Annotated in this window: 16 protein-coding genes; 8 read left to right on the top strand and 8 right to left on the bottom strand. The window is 60.4% G+C overall.

Annotated elements, in window-relative coordinates:
- Positions 1-134 precede the first annotated feature (134 nt).
- The 8 genes from ppsA to PSEBG33_RS07355 all read left to right on the top strand — a co-directional run bounded on the left by ppsA (position 135) and on the right by PSEBG33_RS07355 (position 8,263).
- On the top strand, positions 135-2,510 hold the full coding sequence (gene ppsA / locus PSEBG33_RS07320; RefSeq protein ID WP_005790384.1) for a phosphoenolpyruvate synthase: 2,376 nt from the start codon (positions 135-137) through the stop codon (positions 2,508-2,510).
- A gap of 106 nt (positions 2,511-2,616) precedes the next feature.
- Positions 2,617-3,606: an alpha/beta fold hydrolase gene (locus PSEBG33_RS07325; protein ID WP_005790382.1), complete on the top strand. Its 990-nt coding sequence runs from the start codon at positions 2,617-2,619 to the stop codon at positions 3,604-3,606.
- 229 nt (positions 3,607-3,835) lie between these two features.
- Positions 3,836-4,327, top strand: a complete 492-nt coding sequence (rraA, locus tag PSEBG33_RS07330; RefSeq protein ID WP_005790380.1) for a ribonuclease E activity regulator RraA — start codon at positions 3,836-3,838, stop codon at positions 4,325-4,327.
- A 15-nt stretch (positions 4,328-4,342) separates the two neighbouring features.
- A complete protein-coding gene (locus PSEBG33_RS07335; protein ID WP_005790378.1) occupies positions 4,343-5,338 on the top strand; it encodes a zinc transporter ZntB in 996 nt (331 codons plus the stop codon).
- 86 nt (positions 5,339-5,424) lie between these two features.
- Complete coding sequence (locus PSEBG33_RS07340; protein ID WP_005790375.1) at positions 5,425-5,670, top strand: hypothetical protein; 246 nt, start codon at positions 5,425-5,427, stop codon at positions 5,668-5,670.
- Positions 5,671-5,672: 2 nt separating this feature from the next.
- Positions 5,673-6,497, top strand: coding sequence for a mechanosensitive ion channel family protein (locus PSEBG33_RS07345; protein WP_003193288.1), 825 nt, complete (start codon positions 5,673-5,675; stop codon positions 6,495-6,497).
- An 87-nt stretch (positions 6,498-6,584) separates the two neighbouring features.
- The gene (sigX, locus tag PSEBG33_RS07350; RefSeq protein ID WP_003193286.1) at positions 6,585-7,175 is read left to right on the top strand and encodes an RNA polymerase sigma factor SigX; all 591 of its coding nucleotides are present in this window, start codon (positions 6,585-6,587) and stop codon (positions 7,173-7,175) included.
- Between the two features lie 107 nt (positions 7,176-7,282).
- Entirely contained in the window at positions 7,283-8,263 is a 981-nt protein-coding gene (locus tag PSEBG33_RS07355) for an OmpA family protein (RefSeq protein WP_005790371.1), read from the top strand.
- 60 nt (positions 8,264-8,323) lie between these two features.
- Here the strand turns inward: PSEBG33_RS07355 and cobA are convergent, their stop codons facing one another.
- From cobA to PSEBG33_RS07395, 8 genes are all read right to left on the bottom strand, one after another.
- Positions 8,324-9,067: a uroporphyrinogen-III C-methyltransferase gene (gene cobA, locus PSEBG33_RS07360; protein ID WP_005790369.1), complete on the bottom strand. Its 744-nt coding sequence runs from the start codon at positions 9,065-9,067 to the stop codon at positions 8,324-8,326.
- A gap of 10 nt (positions 9,068-9,077) precedes the next feature.
- Positions 9,078-11,786, bottom strand: a complete 2,709-nt coding sequence (locus PSEBG33_RS07365) for a nitrate reductase (protein WP_005790367.1) — start codon at positions 11,784-11,786, stop codon at positions 9,078-9,080.
- Positions 11,786-12,103 (bottom strand): nitrite reductase small subunit NirD, encoded by a 318-nt coding sequence (gene nirD, locus PSEBG33_RS07370; RefSeq protein ID WP_005790365.1) that lies wholly within the window; start codon positions 12,101-12,103, stop codon positions 11,786-11,788. Before nirD ends, PSEBG33_RS07365 begins: the two co-directional genes overlap by 1 nt.
- A complete protein-coding gene (nirB, locus tag PSEBG33_RS07375; RefSeq protein ID WP_005790363.1) occupies positions 12,100-14,553 on the bottom strand; it encodes a nitrite reductase large subunit NirB in 2,454 nt (817 codons plus the stop codon). Before nirB ends, nirD begins: the two co-directional genes overlap by 4 nt.
- Before the next feature lie 234 nt (positions 14,554-14,787).
- Positions 14,788-16,458, bottom strand: a complete 1,671-nt coding sequence (locus PSEBG33_RS07380) for a bifunctional protein-serine/threonine kinase/phosphatase (RefSeq protein ID WP_005790361.1) — start codon at positions 16,456-16,458, stop codon at positions 14,788-14,790.
- Positions 16,458-17,669, bottom strand: coding sequence for a nitrate/nitrite transporter (locus PSEBG33_RS07385; RefSeq protein WP_005790359.1), 1,212 nt, complete (start codon positions 17,667-17,669; stop codon positions 16,458-16,460). The genes PSEBG33_RS07380 and PSEBG33_RS07385 overlap by 1 nt, the downstream gene beginning before the upstream one ends.
- Positions 17,670-17,814: 145 nt before the next feature.
- Entirely contained in the window at positions 17,815-18,390 is a 576-nt protein-coding gene (locus tag PSEBG33_RS07390) for an ANTAR domain-containing response regulator (protein WP_005790358.1), read from the bottom strand.
- A 13-nt stretch (positions 18,391-18,403) separates the two neighbouring features.
- Entirely contained in the window at positions 18,404-19,603 is a 1,200-nt protein-coding gene (locus PSEBG33_RS07395; RefSeq protein ID WP_005790356.1) for a CmpA/NrtA family ABC transporter substrate-binding protein, read from the bottom strand.
- Positions 19,604-19,633 lie beyond the last annotated feature (30 nt).

Here is a 19,633-nt window from a genome sequence, read left to right as displayed (position 1 = left end):
GGCGCGATTTTGCCGTCCCGCAGTGGGCCGCATTCTCACTTATTTTCCAGGTCCAGGCCACAAGCGCTGGCGTTAGCTCCTACTGAGCAACCCGCGTCCTGAGCTTTTCCAACACAGAAAGTGGAGAGATCACCTTGGTAGAGTACGTAGTTTCCCTCGATAAGCTCGGCGTCCATGATGTAGAGCATGTGGGGGGCAAGAACGCATCCCTCGGCGAGATGATCAGTAATCTTGCAGGCGCTGGTGTCTCGGTGCCCGGTGGTTTCGCCACCACGGCCCAGGCTTACCGCGACTTCCTCGAGCTGAGCGGCCTCAACGCCCAGATCCACGCCGCGCTGGATGCCCTGGACGTCGACGACGTCAACGCCCTGGCCAAGACCGGCGCCCAGATCCGTCAGTGGATCATGGAAGCCGAGTTCCCCGAGAAGCTCAACGAAGAAATTCGCACCGCCTTCGCCACCCTGTCCGCCGGCAACCCGGACATGGCCGTCGCCGTACGCTCCTCGGCCACCGCCGAAGACTTGCCGGACGCCTCCTTTGCCGGTCAGCAGGAAACCTTCCTGAATATCCGTGGCGTGGAAAACGTCATTCGCGCGGCCAAGGAAGTATTCGCCTCGCTGTTCAACGACCGCGCTATTTCCTACCGTGTACACCAGGGCTTCGACCACAAGCTGGTGGCCTTGTCTGCCGGTGTGCAGCGCATGGTGCGTTCGGAAACCGGCACTGCCGGCGTGATGTTCACCCTGGACACTGAGTCGGGCTTCCGTGATGTGGTATTCATTACCGGTGCCTACGGCCTGGGCGAAACCGTCGTACAAGGCGCGGTCAACCCTGACGAATTCTACGTGCACAAACATACTCTTGAGGCCGGCCGCCCGGCCATCCTGCGCCGCAACCTGGGCAGCAAGGCGATCAAGATGATCTACGGCGACGAGGCCAAGGCCGGTCGCTCGGTGAAAACCGTTGACGTCGACAAGGCCGAGCGCGCGCGCTTCTGCCTGACCGATGCAGAAGTCAGCGAGCTGGCCAAACAGGCGATGATCATCGAGAAGCACTACAAGTGCCCGATGGACATCGAGTGGGCCAAGGACGGTGACGACGGCAAGCTATATATCGTGCAAGCGCGTCCGGAAACCGTGAAGAGCCGCACTTCGGCCAATGTCATGGAGCGTTACCTGCTCAAGGAAACCGGCACCGTACTGGTGGAAGGCCGTGCCATTGGCCAGCGCATCGGTGCTGGCAAGGTGCGGATCATCAAGGACGTGTCGGAAATGGACAAAGTCCAGCCCGGCGACGTGCTGGTTTCCGACATGACCGACCCGGACTGGGAGCCGGTGATGAAGCGCGCCAGCGCCATTGTCACCAACCGAGGCGGGCGTACTTGCCACGCGGCGATCATCGCCCGTGAACTGGGGATCCCGGCGGTAGTCGGCTGCGGCAACGCCACCCAACTGCTCAAGGAGGGCCAGGGTGTCACCGTGTCCTGCGCCGAAGGCGACACCGGTTTCATCTTCGAAGGTGAGCTGGGCTTCGACATCAAGCAAAACTCTATCGACGCCATGCCGGACCTGCCGTTCAAGATCATGATGAACGTCGGCAACCCGGACCGCGCCTTCGATTTCGCGCAGTTGCCGAACGCCGGGGTGGGCCTGGCCCGCCTGGAGTTCATCATCAATCGCATGATCGGCGTGCACCCAAAGGCCTTGTTGAACTATGACGGCCTGCCGCTGGATATCAAGGAAAGCGTCGACAAGCGCATCGCCGGCTACAACGACCCGGTGGGCTTCTATGTCGAGAAGCTGGTGGAAGGCATCAGTACGCTGGCGGCGGCGTTCTACCCGAAAAAGGTCATCGTGCGCCTGTCGGACTTCAAGTCCAACGAATACGCCAACCTGATCGGCGGCAAGCTCTACGAGCCGGAAGAAGAAAACCCGATGCTGGGCTTCCGTGGCGCCTCGCGTTACATCAGCGAAGCGTTCCGCGACTGCTTCGAGCTTGAGTGCCGTGCCCTCAAGCGCGTGCGCAACGAGATGGGCCTGACCAACGTCGAGATCATGGTGCCGTTCGTACGCACCCTGGGCGAAGCGAGCCAAGTGGTCGACCTGCTGGCCGAAAACGGCTTGACCCGTGGCGAGAACGGCCTGCGCGTGATCATGATGTGCGAATTGCCGTCCAACGCCATCCTGGCCGAAGAATTCCTGGAGTTCTTCGACGGTTTCTCCATCGGCTCCAACGACCTGACCCAGCTGACCCTGGGCCTGGACCGCGACTCCGGGATCATCGCTCACCTGTTCGACGAGCGTAACCCTGCGGTCAAAAAGCTGCTGGCCAATGCCATCCAGGCGTGTAACAAGGCCGGCAAGTACATCGGTATCTGCGGCCAAGGCCCTTCCGACCACCCTGACCTGGCCAAATGGCTGATGGAGCAGGGCATCGAAAGCGTCTCGCTGAACCCGGACTCTGTGCTGGAAACCTGGTTCTTCCTGGCGGAAGGCCAAGCGTCCGCTTAAAGTCGCAACGTCAAAAGTGCCGGTCACTCGTGAGGGTGACCGGCATTCTTATCTGTACTGGGCGGGAACTCCTTGCGGACGCCGCCCTTTTTTGTGCAAGAGCATTATGCAAAGCAGCAGCAACCTGTTTCCCGTCGCCTTGATCAGCGCTGAACGTCGTGGCGACCTGAGTGAAGACGTCTACCGGCTCAAACCCGGCAATAGCCCTGATGGCACCGTCGAGCTGGCGGTCACCCGTTTGGGCCTGGCCGATGTCCCTGAAAACCGGGGCACGCCGATTATTTTGTTGCATGGCAGCTTTTCCAATCGGCGCTTCTGGTACTCGCCCAAGGGGATCGGCCTGGGCGCGTACCTGGCGCGCCGGGGTTTTGATGTGTGGATCCCGGAAATGCGCGGCCATGGGCTGTCCAAGCGCAACCATGAATACGCCAGAAACCGCGTCGCCGATTACGCCTGCTACGATTTGCCGGCCGTGGGTGCCTTTGTGCGTGAGCAAAGCGGGCAGGTCCCGCACTGGATCGGGCACTCCCTCGGTGCCACGACCTTGGCTGCGGCCCTGGGCGGGCAACACTTGGGGGCGCCTGAGGTGGCTTCGGTGGCATTGTTTGGCTGTCAGGTCAGCCGCACCCATTGGCCGTTGAAAATTCCACCGCTGGAGTGGGGTACTCGGTTGATCCTCAAGCGCCTTGCCCATGTGTCTGGCCCACGCTTCAAGCGCGGCCCCGAGGATGAGCCGGCGGGAGTGATGATCGAAGCGATGCGCTGGAATGGCCTGTTCGGCCGCTTCGGCGATGCCGAATGTGACTGGTGGAAAGGCTTGGCGCAGATCGATGTGCCGTTGCTCGCGGTCAGTGCGGCGGGCGATCGGCAAGACCCGGACTGGGCGTGTCGCAAACTCTTCGAGCAGGTCGGCAGCGAGCATCGCCAGTATCTGTGCCTGGGGCGCGAGCAGGGTTTCAGCGAGGACTTCGGGCATGTGCAGATGCTGGTCAGCAAAGCTGCGCAGGCCGAAGTATGGCCACTGGTGGAACGGTGGTTGAACGACCCACTGACACCATTATTCGGGACTCGGCCCCAAGTAGCCGCAGCAGTTTGAGCAAACGCTCTACCAAGGGCGTTTCACTCTTGAGTGGTTGCGGCTAAGATATGACGCGCTGGGCGCTTCTGGTCATATTCAGTCGCGCAACGTGTATTGCGTTGCGCTGATGCGGGTCCGATCATGGCGGCCCACCACTGGCAGGCACTTAAAGAATGCCTGTCGCGGCGCGTTTTTCTGATGTACACCGTGGATGTTCGATCTCTTCTTTGACGACAGGAGCTTCTCGATGAACCATTACGTGACCCCCGACCTGTGTGACGCCTACCCGGAACTGGTGCAGGTAGTGGAGCCGATGTTCAGCAACTTCGGTGGCCGAGATTCTTTTGGGGGTGAGATCGTCACCATCAAATGCTTCGAAGATAATTCCCTGGTAAAGGAACAGGCTGACCAGCCGGGCGCCGGCAAAGTGATGGTCGTTGACGGCGGAGGCTCACTGCGCCGCGCGTTGCTGGGCGATCTGATTGCCGATAAAGCTGCGAAAAATGGCTGGGAAGGGTTGGTGATCTATGGTTGCGTCCGGGATGTGGATGTTCTCGCCCAGACCGACTTGGGTGTGCAGGCCCTGGCCTCCCACCCGATGAAAACCGACAAGCGGGGCCTCGGTGACCTGAACGTCGTCGTGACATTCGCGGGTGTGACGTTCCGTCCGGGTGAGTACATCTACGCCGACAATAACGGCGTGATCGTGTCGCCCAGCCCGCTGAAAATGCCTGAATAAACCCAAGGAGTCTGGATGTTCGAGGAAGAGAACGCGCAATGGGGGCTGGTGCATGCCCTGGTGCTGGATGGTAAAGGCGGTGCGCGTTCGATTGCCCGGACTGAGCTCGACGATCTGCAGTTGCAACCCCAGGAAAGCCTGTGGCTGCATTGGGATCGCAGCCATCCCCAGACCCAGACCTGGCTGCGCAAATCCAGTGGCCTGAGCGAATTTGCCTGCGACCTGCTGCTGGAGGAGAACACCCGCCCACGGTTGTTGCCGTTGCCCGACGCCGAATTGCTGTTGTTTCTGCGCGGGATCAATCTCAACCCCGGGGCAGAGCCGGAGGACATGGTTTCGGTGCGTATCTTCGCCGCCGCCAATCGTGTGATCTCCCTGCGTTTGCGCCCGTTGCGCGCCACCGATGAGCTATTGGTGCAACTGGCGGACGGCAAAGGCCCCAAAACGGCGTCTGAACTCATCCTTTATATGGCTCAGTACCTGACCAACAAAGTGCAGGATCTGGTGACAGGGTTGTCAGAAATCGTCGATTCCGAGGAAGAAAAACTCGATGCCGACGAACGGTATACCCCGGAGCACGGCAGCGTTTTGCAGATCCGTCGGCGCGCGGCCGGGCTCAAGCGGTTTTTGGCACCACAGCGGGATATTTTTGCCCAGCTGACGCGAATAAAATTGGCATGGTTCTGCGATGACGATGCTGACTATTGGAACGAGTTGCACAACAGTCTGACCCGTTACCTGGAAGAGCTGGAACTGGCCAGAGAGCGCGTGGGGCTTGTGCTTGAGGCCGAAGACCGGCGCTTGAGCCTGCGCATGAACCGCACCATGTATCGCTTCGGGATCATCACCGGGATCTTCTTGCCGATGAGTTTTCTCACCGGTTTGCTCGGTATAAATGTGGGTGGCATTCCGTTCTCCGAGAGCCCCTACGGATTCATGATTGCGTGCCTGTTGATGGTCTCGGTGGCCCTGGGACAATGGTGGCTATTTCGACGATTACGATGGGTTTGAGCTGAATATGACCTGAACGTAGGAAAGGGTCGATGTGACCCGATGAATTTTACCCTCGTCTTTTAATTCACTTGCGAGAGGTCTCTATGCACGATCCGTTCGAACAGTCTTTGCGTGACATGCTCAATGCTTCGCCATCCAACCGTGATGACGATGCTTGCCTGGGTCGCGTATTGAAAACCGCCAACCGTCAGGTCGGTGCGGGTGATCTGTTCGGTCTGCTCGGGCGTTGGTTGCCGGCATTGATGATGGCCCTGAACAACGGTTCGGCCCATGTGTCACCGGTTTCCCGCCGTAAACCTCTTGCTCGCACTGCTGATAAGGCTGATTGAATATGGAACTTGATCTCTGGACCCAGAGCCTGGTCACTGCGATGACCGCATTGTGGACCAAGGTTGCGAATTTCATTCCCAACCTGTTTGGTGCCCTGGTCCTGGTGTTGCTGGGCTTTGTCGTGGCCAAGTTGCTCGACACCCTGTTGTCCAAGCTGCTCGCCAAACTCGGGCTGGATCGCCTGATGGCCGGCACCGGTTTGACCAAATTGCTGGGTCGCGCCGGGCTGCAGGTGCCGATTTCTACCTTGATCGGCAAGATCGTCTACTGGTTTGTTCTACTTATTTTTCTGGTTTCTGCAGCGCAATCCCTTGGACTTGAGCGAGTTTCAGCTACGCTCGACATGCTGGCACTGTATTTGCCGAAAGTTTTCGGCGGCGCGCTGGTGTTGCTGGTAGGTGTTTTACTCGCGCAATTGGCCAATGGGCTGGTGCGCGGGGCCGCTGAAGGCGTGGGGTTGGACTACGCGGCAGGCTTGGGGCGAATCGCACAGGGGCTGGTGATCATCATCAGTATTTCCGTCGCGATCAGCCAGTTGGAGGTCAAGACTGACCTGCTGAACCACGTCATTGTGATTGTTTTGATTACCGTTGGTCTGGCCGTTGCACTGGCCATGGGTTTGGGAAGCCGGGAAATTGCCGGTCAGATTCTTGCGGGAATCTATGTGCGTGAGCTATATCAGGTTGGGCAACAAGTGCGTGTGGGCGAGGTTGAAGGGCAGATCGAGGAGATCGGCACGGTCAAGACGACAGTGCTGACCGATGACGGAGAACTGGTTTCGCTGTCCAACCGGATTCTCCTGGAGCAGCAGGTCAGTAGCCGCTAATCCGGCAAACCCTGCTAATGTACGCCGCCGCAAACCCGGGTGACCGGGTTGCAACGGACATTGACCTGACTGCCGGCACGACTTGTTTTGAATAAAGCCCAAACGCTGTCCACGCGCTATGACCCCCGTGAGCTCTCTGATGAGGAGTTGGTCGCGCGCTCGCACACGGAGCTGTTTCACGTAACACGCGCGTACGAAGAATTGATGCGCAGGTATCAACGCACTCTGTTCAACGTTTGTTCAAGGTATTTGGGGAACGATAGAGACGCGGACGATGTCTGTCAGGAAGTGATGCTCAAGGTGCTATATGGCCTGAAGAACTTCGAGGGCAAATCGAAGTTCAAGACCTGGCTGTACAGCATCACGTACAACGAGTGCATCACGCAGTATCGGAAGGAACGGCGAAAGCGTCGCTTGATGGACGCATTGAGTCTGGACCCCCTTGAGGAGGCGTCTGAAGAAAAGGCGCCGGCACCCGAGGAGAAGGGCGGACTTGATCGCTGGTTGGTGCATGTGAACCCGATTGACCGGGAAATTCTGGTGCTTCGCTTTGTCGCAGAGCTGGAATTCCAGGAAATCGCTGACATCATGCATATGGGCTTGAGTGCTACAAAAATGCGGTACAAACGTGCTCTTGATAAATTACGTGAGAAATTTGCGGGCGAGACTGAAACTTAGTGCGTAGCAAATATCTCTTACGTGTAGGCAAGTTCTGTTAGACTTGTCGCCGAGTTGTCCCCCGGTTTGTGGGACTGCTTTACAATCACCAGATGGGGATTTAACGGATGAAACTGAAAAACACCTTGGGCTTGGCCATTGGTTCTCTTATTGCCGCTACTTCTTTCGGCGTTCTGGCACAAGGCCAAGGCGCAGTTGAAGGCGAGCTGTTCTACAAGAAGCAGTACAACGATAGCGTTAAGCACATCGAAGACGGCTTCAACCCAGGCGCTCGCATTGGTTACTTCCTGACCGACGATCTGTCGTTGAATCTGTCGTACGACAAGACCAACCACACCCGTTCGAACGACGGCACTGGCAACCAGAAGATCAAAGGTGACACTGGCAGCCTCGTTGCTCAGTACCACTTCGGTCAGGCTGGCGTTGATAGCCTGCGTCCATACGTTGAAGGCGGTTTCGGCCACCAGAGCCGTACCAACGTCAAGGCTGATGGCCACAGCGGTCGCGACCAGACCACTTTCGCCACCATCGGTACCGGCGTGAAGTACTACTTCACCAACAACCTGTACGCACGTGCTGGTGTTGAAGCTGACTACGGTCTGGACAACGGCAAGTGGGACTACTCCGCACTGGTTGGCCTGGGCGTGAACTTCGGCGGTAACGCTGGCGCAGCTGCTCCAGCTCCTACCCCAGCACCAGCTCCAGAGCCAGTTCCAGAGCCAGAAGCTCCGGTTGCTCAGGTTGTTCGTGTTGAGCTGGACGTTAAGTTCGACTTCGACAAGTCGGTTGTTAAGCCTAACAGCTACGGCGACGTGAAAAACCTGGCCGACTTCATGGCTCAGTACCCAGACACCAACGTAGAAGTTGCTGGTCACACTGACTCCGTCGGTCCAGACGCTTACAACCAGAAGCTGTCCCAGCGTCGTGCTGACGCTGTTAAGCAAGTCCTGGTTAAAGATGGCGTAGCTCCTAGCCGCATCACTTCCGTTGGTTACGGTGAGTCCCGCCCAGTTGCTGACAACGCAACTGAAGCTGGCCGCGCTGTTAACCGTCGCGTAGAAGCAGCTGTTGAAGCCACCGCTAAGTAATTAGCCTGGCTTTACAAAAAAACCCGGCTTAGGCCGGGTTTTTTTCGCCTGGAATTTGCCTCAGGCACTGGCCGCCGTCGCCAGGCAAGCCGCCTGCGCAGCATCAGCAACGCTACCAATCACCAGGATAGCCGGGCTCTTCAGGGCGAACGCTTGCGCATCCTCATGCATCCGCTCCAGATCGCTGCGGCATTCGCGCTGCTGGGGCAGCGAAGCATTTTCGATCATCGCCACGGGCATGTCCGGGGTCATCCCACCTTCGAGCAACTGCTGACGAATCTCCTCCAGCTTCGCCACGCCCATGTACACCACCAGTGTGGTTCCACTTTCCGCCAGTGCGCGCCAGTTCAACGGGCTGTCGTCCTGAGTATGAGCAGTGACCAGCGTCACCCCACGGCTCACACCGCGTAACGTCAGGGGAATATCGCAGCTCGTCGCCCCGGCTAACCCCGACGTGATGCCGTTGACCAACTCCACCTCAATGCCACGTTCGCGCAGCCACAGCGCCTCTTCGCCACCGCGACCAAAAATGCACGGGTCGCCGCCCTTGAGCCGCACCACGCATTTGCCCTGGCGGGCATAACGCAGCATCAGGCGATGGATAAAATCCTGAGGGGTGGAGCGGCAGCCACCGCGTTTACCGACGGTAATCACGCGTGCATCGCCGCAGTGTTCGAGCACGGCCGGGTTGACCAGGTCATCAATCAGCACCACGTCCGCTTCATGCAGGGCTCTGACTGCCTTGAGGGTCAACAACTCCGGATCACCGGGCCCCGCGCCTACCAGCCACACTTTTGCGCTCATGTTGTTCCCCTTACACACTGATGGCGATTGGCTGCGGTTTGCTGGCCAAAAGACGTTTGATTTCCGGCACGCAGGAGCCGCATTGGGTGCCGCAACCCAGTTCCCGTTTAAGTCCATCCAGGTCCAGGCCACGACCAACGCCCGCACACACGGCGTTTTCGCTGACGTTCTTGCAGTTACACACAATCTTGTTGCTTGCCGTTGCGCCACCGGGTGGCGCGCTTAAAGGTGCCAACAGCCAGCGTCGCAGTTGCTCGTCGGCGCGGCCTTCCAGCCACAGGCTTTGCAACCAGTGGCGGGCCAGGGTTTCGCCGGCCAGGCGCAGGGCGGTGATACGGCCTTTTTCGATTTTCACGCGCTTGCCGATCGAGCGGCGCGGGTCGTCGTAGGCCATGACCGGACCGTCGTTCAGGCCCAGCAAGTGGTCAATCCGAGTCAACAATTGCAGGTCCGGCGCCTCGGTATGGGCTGCCCGTACCAGCAACGCAGGGCGTTCACGGCCGGTCAGGCTAAGGCTGACGTAGGCAAATTCCTCACACAGCGGGCGTAGCGCTTCGAAATGCAGCTGCACATTGCCCTCGATCAGCGCGAACAGCTGCCACGGCAGTTGCACGGCTTCCAGGCGCACCCCGCTGTGCTTGAGTTCAGGCTGTTTGGACAGTGGGTCAAACGCCGGTTGGGTGATCACGTTTACGCCGCCCTTGAGAAAGCGGTCGCCCCAATGCATCGGCAGAAATGCCTGGCCGGGCCGTACGCTGTCATCGCTGCTGACAGCGACGATTACGCTGCCGCGACGGCTTTTCAGGCTGACCAGGTCACCTTCCTGGAGGCGGTGGCGGCGAAGCTCGTCCGGGTGCAGGCTCAACAGCGCTTCACTGACATGCCCGAACAACTGCGCGGCCGTGCCGGTGCGGCTCATGCCGTGCCACTGGTCACGCAGACGGCCGGTGATCAAGGTCAGGGGGAAGCGCGCGTCCCGTTGTTCCTTGGCCGCGCGGTAAGGGTCGGCCACAAACCGCGCCCGGCCATTGTCGGTGGGGAAGATGCCATCGCAATACACGCGCGCTGTGCCTGTCTGTGCGCCTGTGGGAAACGGCCATTGCTGCGGGCCGAGTTGGTCGAGCAGGCCATGGCTGATACCGGACAAGTCGAGGTCACGCCCTTGGGTGAGCCCCTTGAACTCGTCAAACAGCTGCGCCGGCTGTGCAAAGGCGAACAGGCTGGGCAACCCTGGCCGCAGGCGACGCTCCAGACGCTGTGCGAAATCTACGGTAATTGCCCAGTCCGCCCGCGCCTCTCCCGGTGGGTTGATGGCGCGGCGTACGTGGGAAATACGCCGCTCGGAGTTGGTGACCGTGCCGTCTTTCTCGCCCCAACTGGCGGCAGGCAACAGCAGGTCGGCATAAATGGCGGTTTCGGTGGTGCGAAAAGCCTCCTGCAACACCACGAACGGGCACGCCGCCAAGGCCGCACGCACGGCGTTCTGGTCGGGCAAGGATTGTGCAGGGTTGGTGCAGGCGATCCACAGGGCCTTGATCTTGCCGGCCTGCATCTGTTCAAACAGTTCGATCGCGCTAAGGCCGGTGGGCGCAGGAAGTTGCTCCACGCCCCAGTAGGCGGCCACTTCAGCGCGATGTTCCGGGTTGGACGCCTCGCGGTGGCCCGGCAGCAGGTTGGACAGGCTGCCGGTTTCGCGACCGCCCATGGCATTCGGTTGACCGGTCAGGGAAAACGGCCCGCACCCCGGCCTGCCAATGGTGCCCGTGGCCAAGTGCAGGTTGATCAACGCGCTGTTTTTTGCGCTGCCGGCAGTGGATTGGTTGAGGCCCATGCACCACAGCGACAAAAAGCTGCTGGATGTGCCGACCCACTGCGCACATAGGCGCAGTTGTTCGACGCTGATCCCGCACAACTGCGTGACCATCTGCGGCGTGTAGTCATGCACCAGGCGCTTGAGCTCGGCCAGGCCATCGGTGTGGGCCTGGATGAACGCACGATCAACCCAGTCTTCCCACAGCAGCAGATGCAAAATCCCGTGAAACAACGCCACGTCCGTCCCCGGCAAGATTGCCAGGTGCAGGTCAGCCAAATCGCAGGTGTCTGTACGCCGCGGATCAATCACCAGTACTTTCATCTGCGGGCGCTGCGCCTTGGCCTGCTCCAGGCGTCGGAACAATACCGGGTGGGCGTAGGCCATATTGCTGCCGACGATCATCACGCAGTCGCTGTTTTCCAGGTCTTCATAACTGCACGGCGGCGCATCGGCGCCCAGGCTGCGCTTGTAGCCGACCACCGCCGATGACATGCACAGCCGAGAATTGCTGTCGATATTGTTGGTGCCCACCAACGCCCGGGCCAGCTTGTTGAAGCTGTAGTAATCCTCGGTCAACAGTTGCCCCGAAATATAGAACGCCACGCTGTCCGGGCCGTGCTCGGCGATGGTCTCGGCGAACACGTTGGCGGCGTGATCCAGGGCGGTGTCCCAGTCGGTACGGGTACGGGCCAAACCTTTGCCCAGGCGTAACTCCGGATACAGGGCGCGTGCGCTCACGTCGCCGGTCAGGTGCAGGCTGGCGCCTTTGCTGCACAATTTGCCGAAGTTGGCCGGATGGCTAGGATCGCCTTGCACCCCCAGGATCTGCTCGCCGTCATGCTCGATCAGCACGCCGCAGCCCACGCCGCAATAACAGCAGGTGGACGCGGTGGTCTGGCGGTTCATCAACCCGCGTCCCGCAGGGCCAGCATCACCCGGCCGTTTTCTACCCGGGCCTGATGATGGTGGGCGCAGCCGATATCCGGCGCCTGGGCTTCGCCGGACGCCAGGTCAATCTGCCAGTTGTGCAGCGGGCAGGCGACGCGCTTGCCATAGATTAAGCCTTGGGAGAGCGGGCCGCCCTTGTGCGGGCAACGGTCGTCAAGGGCGAAGACTTCGTCGTCACTGGTACGAAAAATCGCGATGTCGCCTTTGGGCCCACTGATGATGCGCGAGCCCAGGGTATTGATTTCATCAAGGGCGCAGATATCCAGCCAGTTCATAGCGACACCTCCAGTTGTTTGACCGGGATAACGTCGAACTCCTTTTTCAGCAGCGGCTGTTCCAGGCGTTCCTTCCACGGGTCCTGTTCGAATGACAACGAGAACTGCAAACGCTCATTGAGCGCCTGGCGGCGGGCCGGGTCTTCGAGTACGGCCTTCTTGATGTGCTCCATGCCCACTCGTTGCAGGTAGTGCACCGTGCGTTCCAGGTAGAACGCTTCTTCGCGGTACAGCTGCAGAAATGCGCCGTTGTATTCGCGCACTTCATCGGCGGTCTTGAGCTTGACGAAAAACTCCGCGACTTCGGTCTTGATGCCGCCGTTGCCGCCGATATACATCTCCCAACCGGAGTCGACACCGATAATTCCCACGTCCTTGATGCCCGCTTCCGAACAGTTGCGTGGGCAACCGGACACCGCCAGCTTGACCTTGTGCGGTGACCACATATTGAACAGGTCATGCTCAAGCTCAATGCCCAATTGGGTGGAATTCTGCGTGCCGAAACGGCAGAACTCGCTGCCCACGCAGGTTTTCACGGTGCGGATGGATTTGCCGTAGGCATGGCCGGACGGCATGTCCAGGTCCTTCCACACCCCTGGCAAGTCCTGCTTCTTGATGCCGAGCAAGTCGATGCGCTGGCCGCCGGTGACCTTGACCATCGGCACGTTGTATTTGTCGGCCACATCGGCGATGCGGCGCAGCTCCGAAGGATTGGTCACGCCGCCCCACATCCGTGGGACTACAGAGTAGGTGCCGTCTTTCTGAATATTGGCGTGGGCCCGTTCGTTGATCAGTCGTGATTGCGGGTCGTCCTTGGCCTCGCCCGGCCAGGTTGAAATCAGGTAGTAGTTGAGAGCGGGGCGACATGTTGCACAGCCATTGGGGGTACGCCAGTTCAGGTAGCGCATGGTGCTGTCGATAGTCAGCAAGTGCTGCTCGCGGATAGCCTGACGGATCTGCCCGTGATTAAGGTCGCTGCACCCACAGATGGCCTTTTCGCTTTTGGGTTTGACGTCAGCCGCGCCGCCCACGGTGTTGATCAGGATCTGCTCAACCAGCCCGGCACAGGAACCGCAGGAGCTGGCGGCCTTGGTGTGTTTTTTCACCTCATCGACGCTGAACAGCCCTTGTTCCTGGATTGCCTTGACGATGGTGCCTTTGCACACGCCGTTGCAGCCGCAGACTTCGGCGCTGTCGGCCATGCTCATGGCTTTGTCCTGGCCTTGATGGCCCACATCGCCCAAGGCGTTCTCACCGAACATCAGGTGATCGCGGATCTCGCCAATTGCATGGTTCTCACGGATCTGGCGGAAGTACCAACCACCATCCGCGGTATCGCCGTACAGGCACGCACCGACCAGGATGTCGTCCTTGATTACCAGCTTCTTGTATACGCCGCCGATCGGGTCGGAGAGGGTGATGGTCTCGGTGCCTTCACCGCCCATGAAGTCGCCGGCAGAAAAGAGGTCGATGCCGGTCACCTTCAGCTTGGTCGAGGTCACCGAGCCTTTGTAAGTGGCAAAGCCCAGTTGGGCCAAGTGGTTGGCGCAGACCTTGGCCTGTTCGAACAGCGGCGCCACCAGGCCATAGGCGATCCCGCGATGGCTGGCGCATTCGCCGATCGCGTAGATGCGCGGGTCGTAGGTTTGCATCGTGTCGTTGACCAGGATCCCACGGTTGCAGGGGATGCCGGACTTCTCCGCCAGTTCGGTGTTGGGGCGGATACCGGCGGCCATCACCACCAGGTCGGCCGGGATGATGTCGCCATTTTTGAATTGCACCGAGCCGACGCGACCATTACCGGCATCATGCAAGGCCTGGGTTTGCTCGCACAGGCGAAACACCAGGCCACGGCTTTCCAGTTCGGTTTGCAGCAACTGGCCGCTGGTCTTGTCCAGTTGCCGTTCCAGCAGCCATTCGCCGATATGCACCACCGTGACGTGCATACCGCGCAGTATCAGGCCGTTGGCCGCTTCCAGGCCGAGCAGGCCGCCACCGATCACCACCGCGTGCTTGTGGGTCTTGGCGGTGTCGATCATCGCTTGGGTGTCGGCAATGTCACGGTAGCCAATCACGCCCTGCAAGGTGTTGCCGGGAATCGGCAGGATAAACGGCGTAGAACCGGTGGCGATCAGCAGGCGATCGTACTCGGCCTCGGTGCCGTCTTCGGCAATGACTTTGCGCTTGACCCGGTCGATCTGCACCACCTTGCGGTTGAGCAGCAGCTTGACGTTGTTATCCAGGTACCAGTCGAGGTCGTTGAGCACGATCTCTTCGAAGGTTTGCTCACCGGCCAGCACCGGCGACAGCAGGATGCGGTTGTAGTTGGTGTGGGGCTCGGCGCCGAACACGGTGATGTCGTACAGCTCGCTGCTCAGCTTGAGCAATTCTTCAAGGGTGCGAACCCCGGCCATGCCGTTGCCGATCATCACCAGTTTGAGTTTTTTCATGTCGTTCTCCGCAATGGCTCGACAAATCATGCGCAAACAAAAAAAGGCGTCCCCGCTAGTCAGCTAGCGAGGACGCCTTTGTCCTGGTCCCGTTCTCTCGGGAAGCTCGACCCTTCGACGTTGAAGGGGCGGCTATATGTGGGTTGTTGGCAAGACCTAATGCAGCAGCTGTGCCAAGTTGCATACCCCCAGTTTTATTGGGCGTTTAAACAGGAGAGAGGTGGATTTTGCTCGTTAGTGGTGCAGCAGCCAGTACAGCAGCACCAGATTGATCAACAGCGAGGCCGCTGCCAGGGTTTGCCAGACCTTCAGCGGCTCGCGCTCCAGCAGCGGCCGTGGCCGCACGCTCAGTTCGCGGCGGTCGGCCTGTTCCAGCACCAGCAGCCATTCTTCGGCAGTTTCATAGCGGTGTGCGGGCAGGGCGGCCACGGCGCGCTCCAGGCTGTGGGGCAACCAATCCGGCAGATCAGGGCGATAGCGGCTGGCGCTGACAGGCTGGTTGAAACGCGGGCGTTGGAAGGCTTCGATTTCGCCGTAGGGGTAATGCCCGGTCAGCAGGTAATACAAGGTCACACCGACACTATACAAATCCTGTTGCGCAGTAGGATGCTCGCCACCGAAAGCTTCGGGTGCGATAAAACTCGGGGTGCCGGGCAGTAAGTGGGCACGGTCTTCAGAAAGGCCAGGGCAGTAGGCCAGGCCAAAGTCCAGCACCCGCAGTTCCCCGTCATCACCCAGCAGCAGGTTTTCCGGTTTTATGTCGCGGTGCAGAATCTGTCGACGATGCAGCAGGCCCACGGCGCGCAGCAAGCGTTCGGCGATCGACTGCCATTGCGCCAGCGGCAGCGGGCCTTGTTGTTGAAACAGCTGGGCGAGGGTCTGCCCGGGGTATTCGCGCATCACGTAGTACAAATGCTGACGACCACTGGCGGTATGCACCTCCGGAAAGGCACGGCCAGCGACGCGGCGCAGAAACCATTCCTCCGATAACAAGGCTTGGGCGGCGTCAGTGTCATCGTCTTGGCGCAAGGGCAAGGTCTTGAGCAGCCAGGATTGCCGCTGCGCATCGTGCACGCGATACAGCAACGACTGCCGACTCTGCGCGAGCACGCTTTGCACCTCCCAGCCTTCAAAGGTCTGCCCAGCCTTCAGCGGCGGCGGCAGTGGCCATTGCTGCAACTGCACCAAGGCGTCGCCGAGGGTGGCGGCGCCGAGTTGGTCGATGCGCACCAGCAAGGCGCTGGCGTTGTCTTGGCTGCCTGCCAGGTGCGCGGCGCTGACCAGGGTGTTGACGGCCAGGTCGAGGTCGTCTTGCTCACGCAGAATCGCGCCGATGCTGTGATCGCCCAACGTCGCCCACACCCCGTCGCTGAGCAAAAGGAAACACTCGCCCTCGCGCAATTGGCCGTCGAGGAAGTCCAGCACCAGGTGCTGATCCAGGCCGAGGGCGCGTTTGAGTACGTGCTGCATACCCGGCTGTTCCCACACATGGTCTTCGCTGAGGCGTTGCAACTCGCCGTCGAACCAGCGATATGCACGGCAATCACCGACATGGGCCAGCGTGAAGCGTTGGCCGCGAAACACCAGGGCGCTGAGGGTGGTGAGCAACGGTTGCCCACCACCGTTGGCTTGCAACCAGCGGTTTTGCGCGACCAACAGACGTTCGAGCGCCTGGGCCACCCCCCAGGTCTGCGGCGTGGCGTAGTAGTCCAGCGCCAGCGCCTGCAAGGTCGAGCGCGCGGCCAGGCCACCGTCGGCGCATTGGCTGACGCCATCGGCCAATGCGCACAGGTAGCCTTTGCTCGCCGCCAGTTCCGCCATCGGTGTGACCACCCGCAGCGCATCCTGGTTTTCACTGCGTGGGCCAATGGCGCTGGCCTGGGCGACGCTCAGTTGAAGGCTCATCAGACGCGGGCAGCGGTGACCGCAGCCGAGCCCCAGGTGGTTCTCCAGCGGCGCTTGACGCCATGCAGGCCAAACCAGGCCAGCACCCCGAGGCTGGCGAACAACCACAGCGCCAACTGATAACTGCCGGTGCTCTGTTTGATCGCGCCCATGCCGGCGGCGAGGGCGAAGCCGCCGATGCCACCGGCCATGCCGATCAAGCCGGTCATTACGCCGATCTCACTGCGAAAACGCTGCGGCACCAATTGGAATACCGCGCCATTTCCGGCACCCAGGCCGAGCATTGTGCAGACGAAAAGCGCCAGCGCCGCGTAGGAGCTGGGCAGGTTGAAACCCACTGCGGCAATACAGATCACCGCCACGCTGTACATGCCGAGCAGGGTCTTGATCCCGCCAAAACGGTCGGCCAGGGCGCCGCCCAGCGGGCGCATCAGGCTGCCACCGAACACGCAGGCCGCGGTGTAGTAACCGGCGGTCACCGGGCTCAGGCCGTATTGGTCGTTGAAGTAGCCGGGCAGGGCGCTGGCCAGGCCGATGAAGCCACCAAAGGTCACGCTGTAGAAGAACATGAACCACCAGCTGTCGCGGTCGCCCAGGGCCTTGAAGTAGTCGGCCATGGACTTGGCTTTCGGACGTTGTGGCGCGTTGCGTGCGAGCCAGGCGAATACGATCAGGGTAAGGGCCAGCGGAATCAGCGCAAAGCCGAACACATTGCTCCAGCCGAACGCAGCCGCCAGCACCGGTGCCAGCAAGGCGGCAAATACGGTGCCGGAATTACCGGCACCGGCGATGCCCATGGCCTTGCCCTGGTGCTCTGCGGGATACCACTGCGATGCCAGGGGCAGAGCCACGGCAAAGGAGGCACCGGCCATGCCCAGAAACACGCCCAGCAGCAAGGCTTGCTCGTAACTGTGGATCCCCAGCTTCCAGGCGCAGAACAGCGCCACGATCACAATCACTTGGCCTATCAGCCCGGCAGTCTTGGGTGACAGCTTGTCGGCCAACATGCCCATCAGAAAACGCAGGACCGCGCCCGCCAGGATCGGCGTGGCCACCACCAGGCCGCGCTGCTGGGTGGTCAGGTGCAGGTCGGCGGCAATTTGCACCGCCAGCGGGCCCAACAGGTACCAGACCATGAAGCTCAGGTCGAAATACAGGAACGCGGCAAACAGGGTCGGGGTGTGCCCGGATTTCCAGAAGCTTGATTTCATCACGCACCTCAACGGTTGGGGGTCTGAAACGAAAAAACGCCGCCACCGGGTTCGCGAGGGCAAACCGGGTGGGCGACGTCTTTGTCGTGGAGGGGCAACCGCCGTTGGTTACCTGTGAGGATTCTTTAGCAAGAGCTGAGCCAGATCAGCCGAGCAACTCGCTCATGGCAATAATCTGCTCTGCCACCTGGATCAGTTTCTGCTGGCGACTCATGGCCTGACGGCGCATCAGGGTGTACGCCTCTTCTTCATTACAGCTCTTCATTTTCATCAGTAGGCCCTTGGCCAACTCGATGCGTTTACGTTCGGCCAATTGCAGGTCGCGGGCCTGCAACTGCGCGCGCAGGGCCTGGTCACTCTCGAAGCGGGCCATGGCCACATCGAGGATCGGTTGCAGGCGTTGGGCCTGAATGCCTTCGACGATATAGGCACTGACGCCGGACTTGATTGCCTGGCGCATCACATTCGGGTCATGCTCATCGGTAAACATCACGATAGGCCGGGGCTGGTCGCGGCTGACCAGCACCACTTGCTCCATCACATCGCGGCCGGGTGACTCGGTATCGATCAGGATCACGTCCGGGCGCACCGTTTCGACGCGTGCGGGCAGGTCGATGGTCAGGCCGGATTCATCGATCACCTCGAAACCGGCTTCGGTCAGCGCGGCCTTGAGGCGCCCGACCTTGCGCGGGGTGTCATTGATCAACAGGATTCGTAGCATCATTGAGCTCCTGTCAGCGCAGCGCTTGACGGTGATTGTCATCGCCCAGGGCATTGAGGCGGAAGCTGCGGGCGTAACCGGCGGGGTCGGAGCCGTCCCAGATTTTGCCGTCGATCAATTGGCTGCTGCGCATCGGCGCGTCGCCAACGCTGAGGCCTAGCGCATCGGCGGCCTGGCGATACAGCGCCAATTGCTGGACCTGGCAGGCGACGCCGAGGTAGTCAGGGTCTTCACGCAACAAACCCCAACGCCGGAACTGGGTCATGAACCACATGCCGTCGCTGAGGTAGGGCAAATTCACCTCGCCACCGGCGAAAAAGCGCAATGCATGAGGATCCTGCCACTGGTTACCCAAGCCGTCGTCGTAATGACCCAGCAGGCGCGGCTCGATGCAGTCCAACGGGGCGTCGAGGTAGTCGCGAGCGCTGAGCAACTGCGCGGTGGAACGGCGGTTTTCAGTGCTCTGTTCGATAAACCGGCTGGCCTCGAGGATCGCCATGACCAATAGGCGGGCGGTATTGGGAAACGCGTCGACGAACGCCTGGGTGCAGCCCAGGACCTTTTCCGGATGATTGGGCCAGATCGCCTGGGTGGTCGCCAAGGTAAAGCCTTGATGATGTTGCACTGCACTGGCACTCCAAGGCTCGCCGACACAAAAACCGTCGATGCGTCCGGCCTGCAGGTGCGCCACCATTTGCGGCGGCGGTACCACCACGCTGTTCACATCCTGCAATGGATGAATACCTTGGCTCGCCAGCCAGTAATACAACCACATGGCATGGGTGCCCGTGGGAAATGTCTGGGCGAAGGTCAGTTTTGTCCGGCTTTGGTGCACGTGGCGTTCCAGCGCCTCAGGAGTGACCACTCCCTGGTGTTGCAGGCCGTGGGACAGGTTGATGCTCTGGCCGTTCTGGTTGAGGCCCATCAGTACGGCCATGTCGGTAGGCGCAACGCCGCCGATGCCCAGATGCACGGCATAGATCAGCCCGTACAGCCCGTGGGCGGCGTCCAGCTCGCCACTGACCAGCTTGTCCCTCAGGTTGGCCCAGGATGATTGGCGCTTGAGGTTCAGTGTGAGGCCGTAGGGCTGGGCGAAGCCCTGGGTGGCCGCGACCACCAGCGAAGCGCAATCGGTCAGGGCCATGAACCCCAGGTCAAGGCTGCTCTTTTCCGGGGCATCGCTGCCGTTTACCCAAGCGAGCGGATCGTTCATCAATACCTGCCTTTTCTGAAAAAAAAGCGT

The organism is Pseudomonas synxantha BG33R, from assembly GCF_000263715.2.
Classification (GTDB): domain Bacteria; phylum Pseudomonadota; class Gammaproteobacteria; order Pseudomonadales; family Pseudomonadaceae; genus Aquipseudomonas; species Aquipseudomonas synxantha_A.
Note: the sequence above shows the minus strand (reverse complement) of the source record. Positions and strands in the feature narration are given on the sequence as shown.

What these genes read in the sequence shown, in the direction of transcription:
- PSEBG33_RS07325 (WP_005790382.1), top strand. Translation starts at nt 2,617, where the DNA reads ATGCAAAGCAGCAGCAACCTGTTTCCCGTCGCCTTGATCAGCGCTGAA.
- rraA (WP_005790380.1), top strand. Translation starts at nt 3,836, where the DNA reads ATGAACCATTACGTGACCCCCGACCTGTGTGACGCCTACCCGGAACTG.
- PSEBG33_RS07335 (WP_005790378.1), top strand. Translation starts at nt 4,343, where the DNA reads ATGTTCGAGGAAGAGAACGCGCAATGGGGGCTGGTGCATGCCCTGGTG.
- PSEBG33_RS07340 (WP_005790375.1), top strand. Translation starts at nt 5,425, where the DNA reads ATGCACGATCCGTTCGAACAGTCTTTGCGTGACATGCTCAATGCTTCG.
- PSEBG33_RS07345 (WP_003193288.1), top strand. Translation starts at nt 5,673, where the DNA reads ATGGAACTTGATCTCTGGACCCAGAGCCTGGTCACTGCGATGACCGCA.
- PSEBG33_RS07355 (WP_005790371.1), top strand. Translation starts at nt 7,283, where the DNA reads ATGAAACTGAAAAACACCTTGGGCTTGGCCATTGGTTCTCTTATTGCC.
- cobA (WP_005790369.1), bottom strand. Translation starts at nt 9,067, where the DNA reads ATGAGCGCAAAAGTGTGGCTGGTAGGCGCGGGGCCCGGTGATCCGGAG.
- PSEBG33_RS07365 (WP_005790367.1), bottom strand. Translation starts at nt 11,786, where the DNA reads ATGAACCGCCAGACCACCGCGTCCACCTGCTGTTATTGCGGCGTGGGC.
- nirD (WP_005790365.1), bottom strand. Translation starts at nt 12,103, where the DNA reads ATGAACTGGCTGGATATCTGCGCCCTTGATGAAATCAATACCCTGGGC.
- nirB (WP_005790363.1), bottom strand. Translation starts at nt 14,553, where the DNA reads ATGAAAAAACTCAAACTGGTGATGATCGGCAACGGCATGGCCGGGGTT.
- PSEBG33_RS07380 (WP_005790361.1), bottom strand. Translation starts at nt 16,458, where the DNA reads ATGAGCCTTCAACTGAGCGTCGCCCAGGCCAGCGCCATTGGCCCACGC.
- PSEBG33_RS07385 (WP_005790359.1), bottom strand. Translation starts at nt 17,669, where the DNA reads ATGAAATCAAGCTTCTGGAAATCCGGGCACACCCCGACCCTGTTTGCC.
- PSEBG33_RS07390 (WP_005790358.1), bottom strand. Translation starts at nt 18,390, where the DNA reads ATGCTACGAATCCTGTTGATCAATGACACCCCGCGCAAGGTCGGGCGC.
- PSEBG33_RS07395 (WP_005790356.1), bottom strand. Translation starts at nt 19,603, where the DNA reads ATGAACGATCCGCTCGCTTGGGTAAACGGCAGCGATGCCCCGGAAAAG.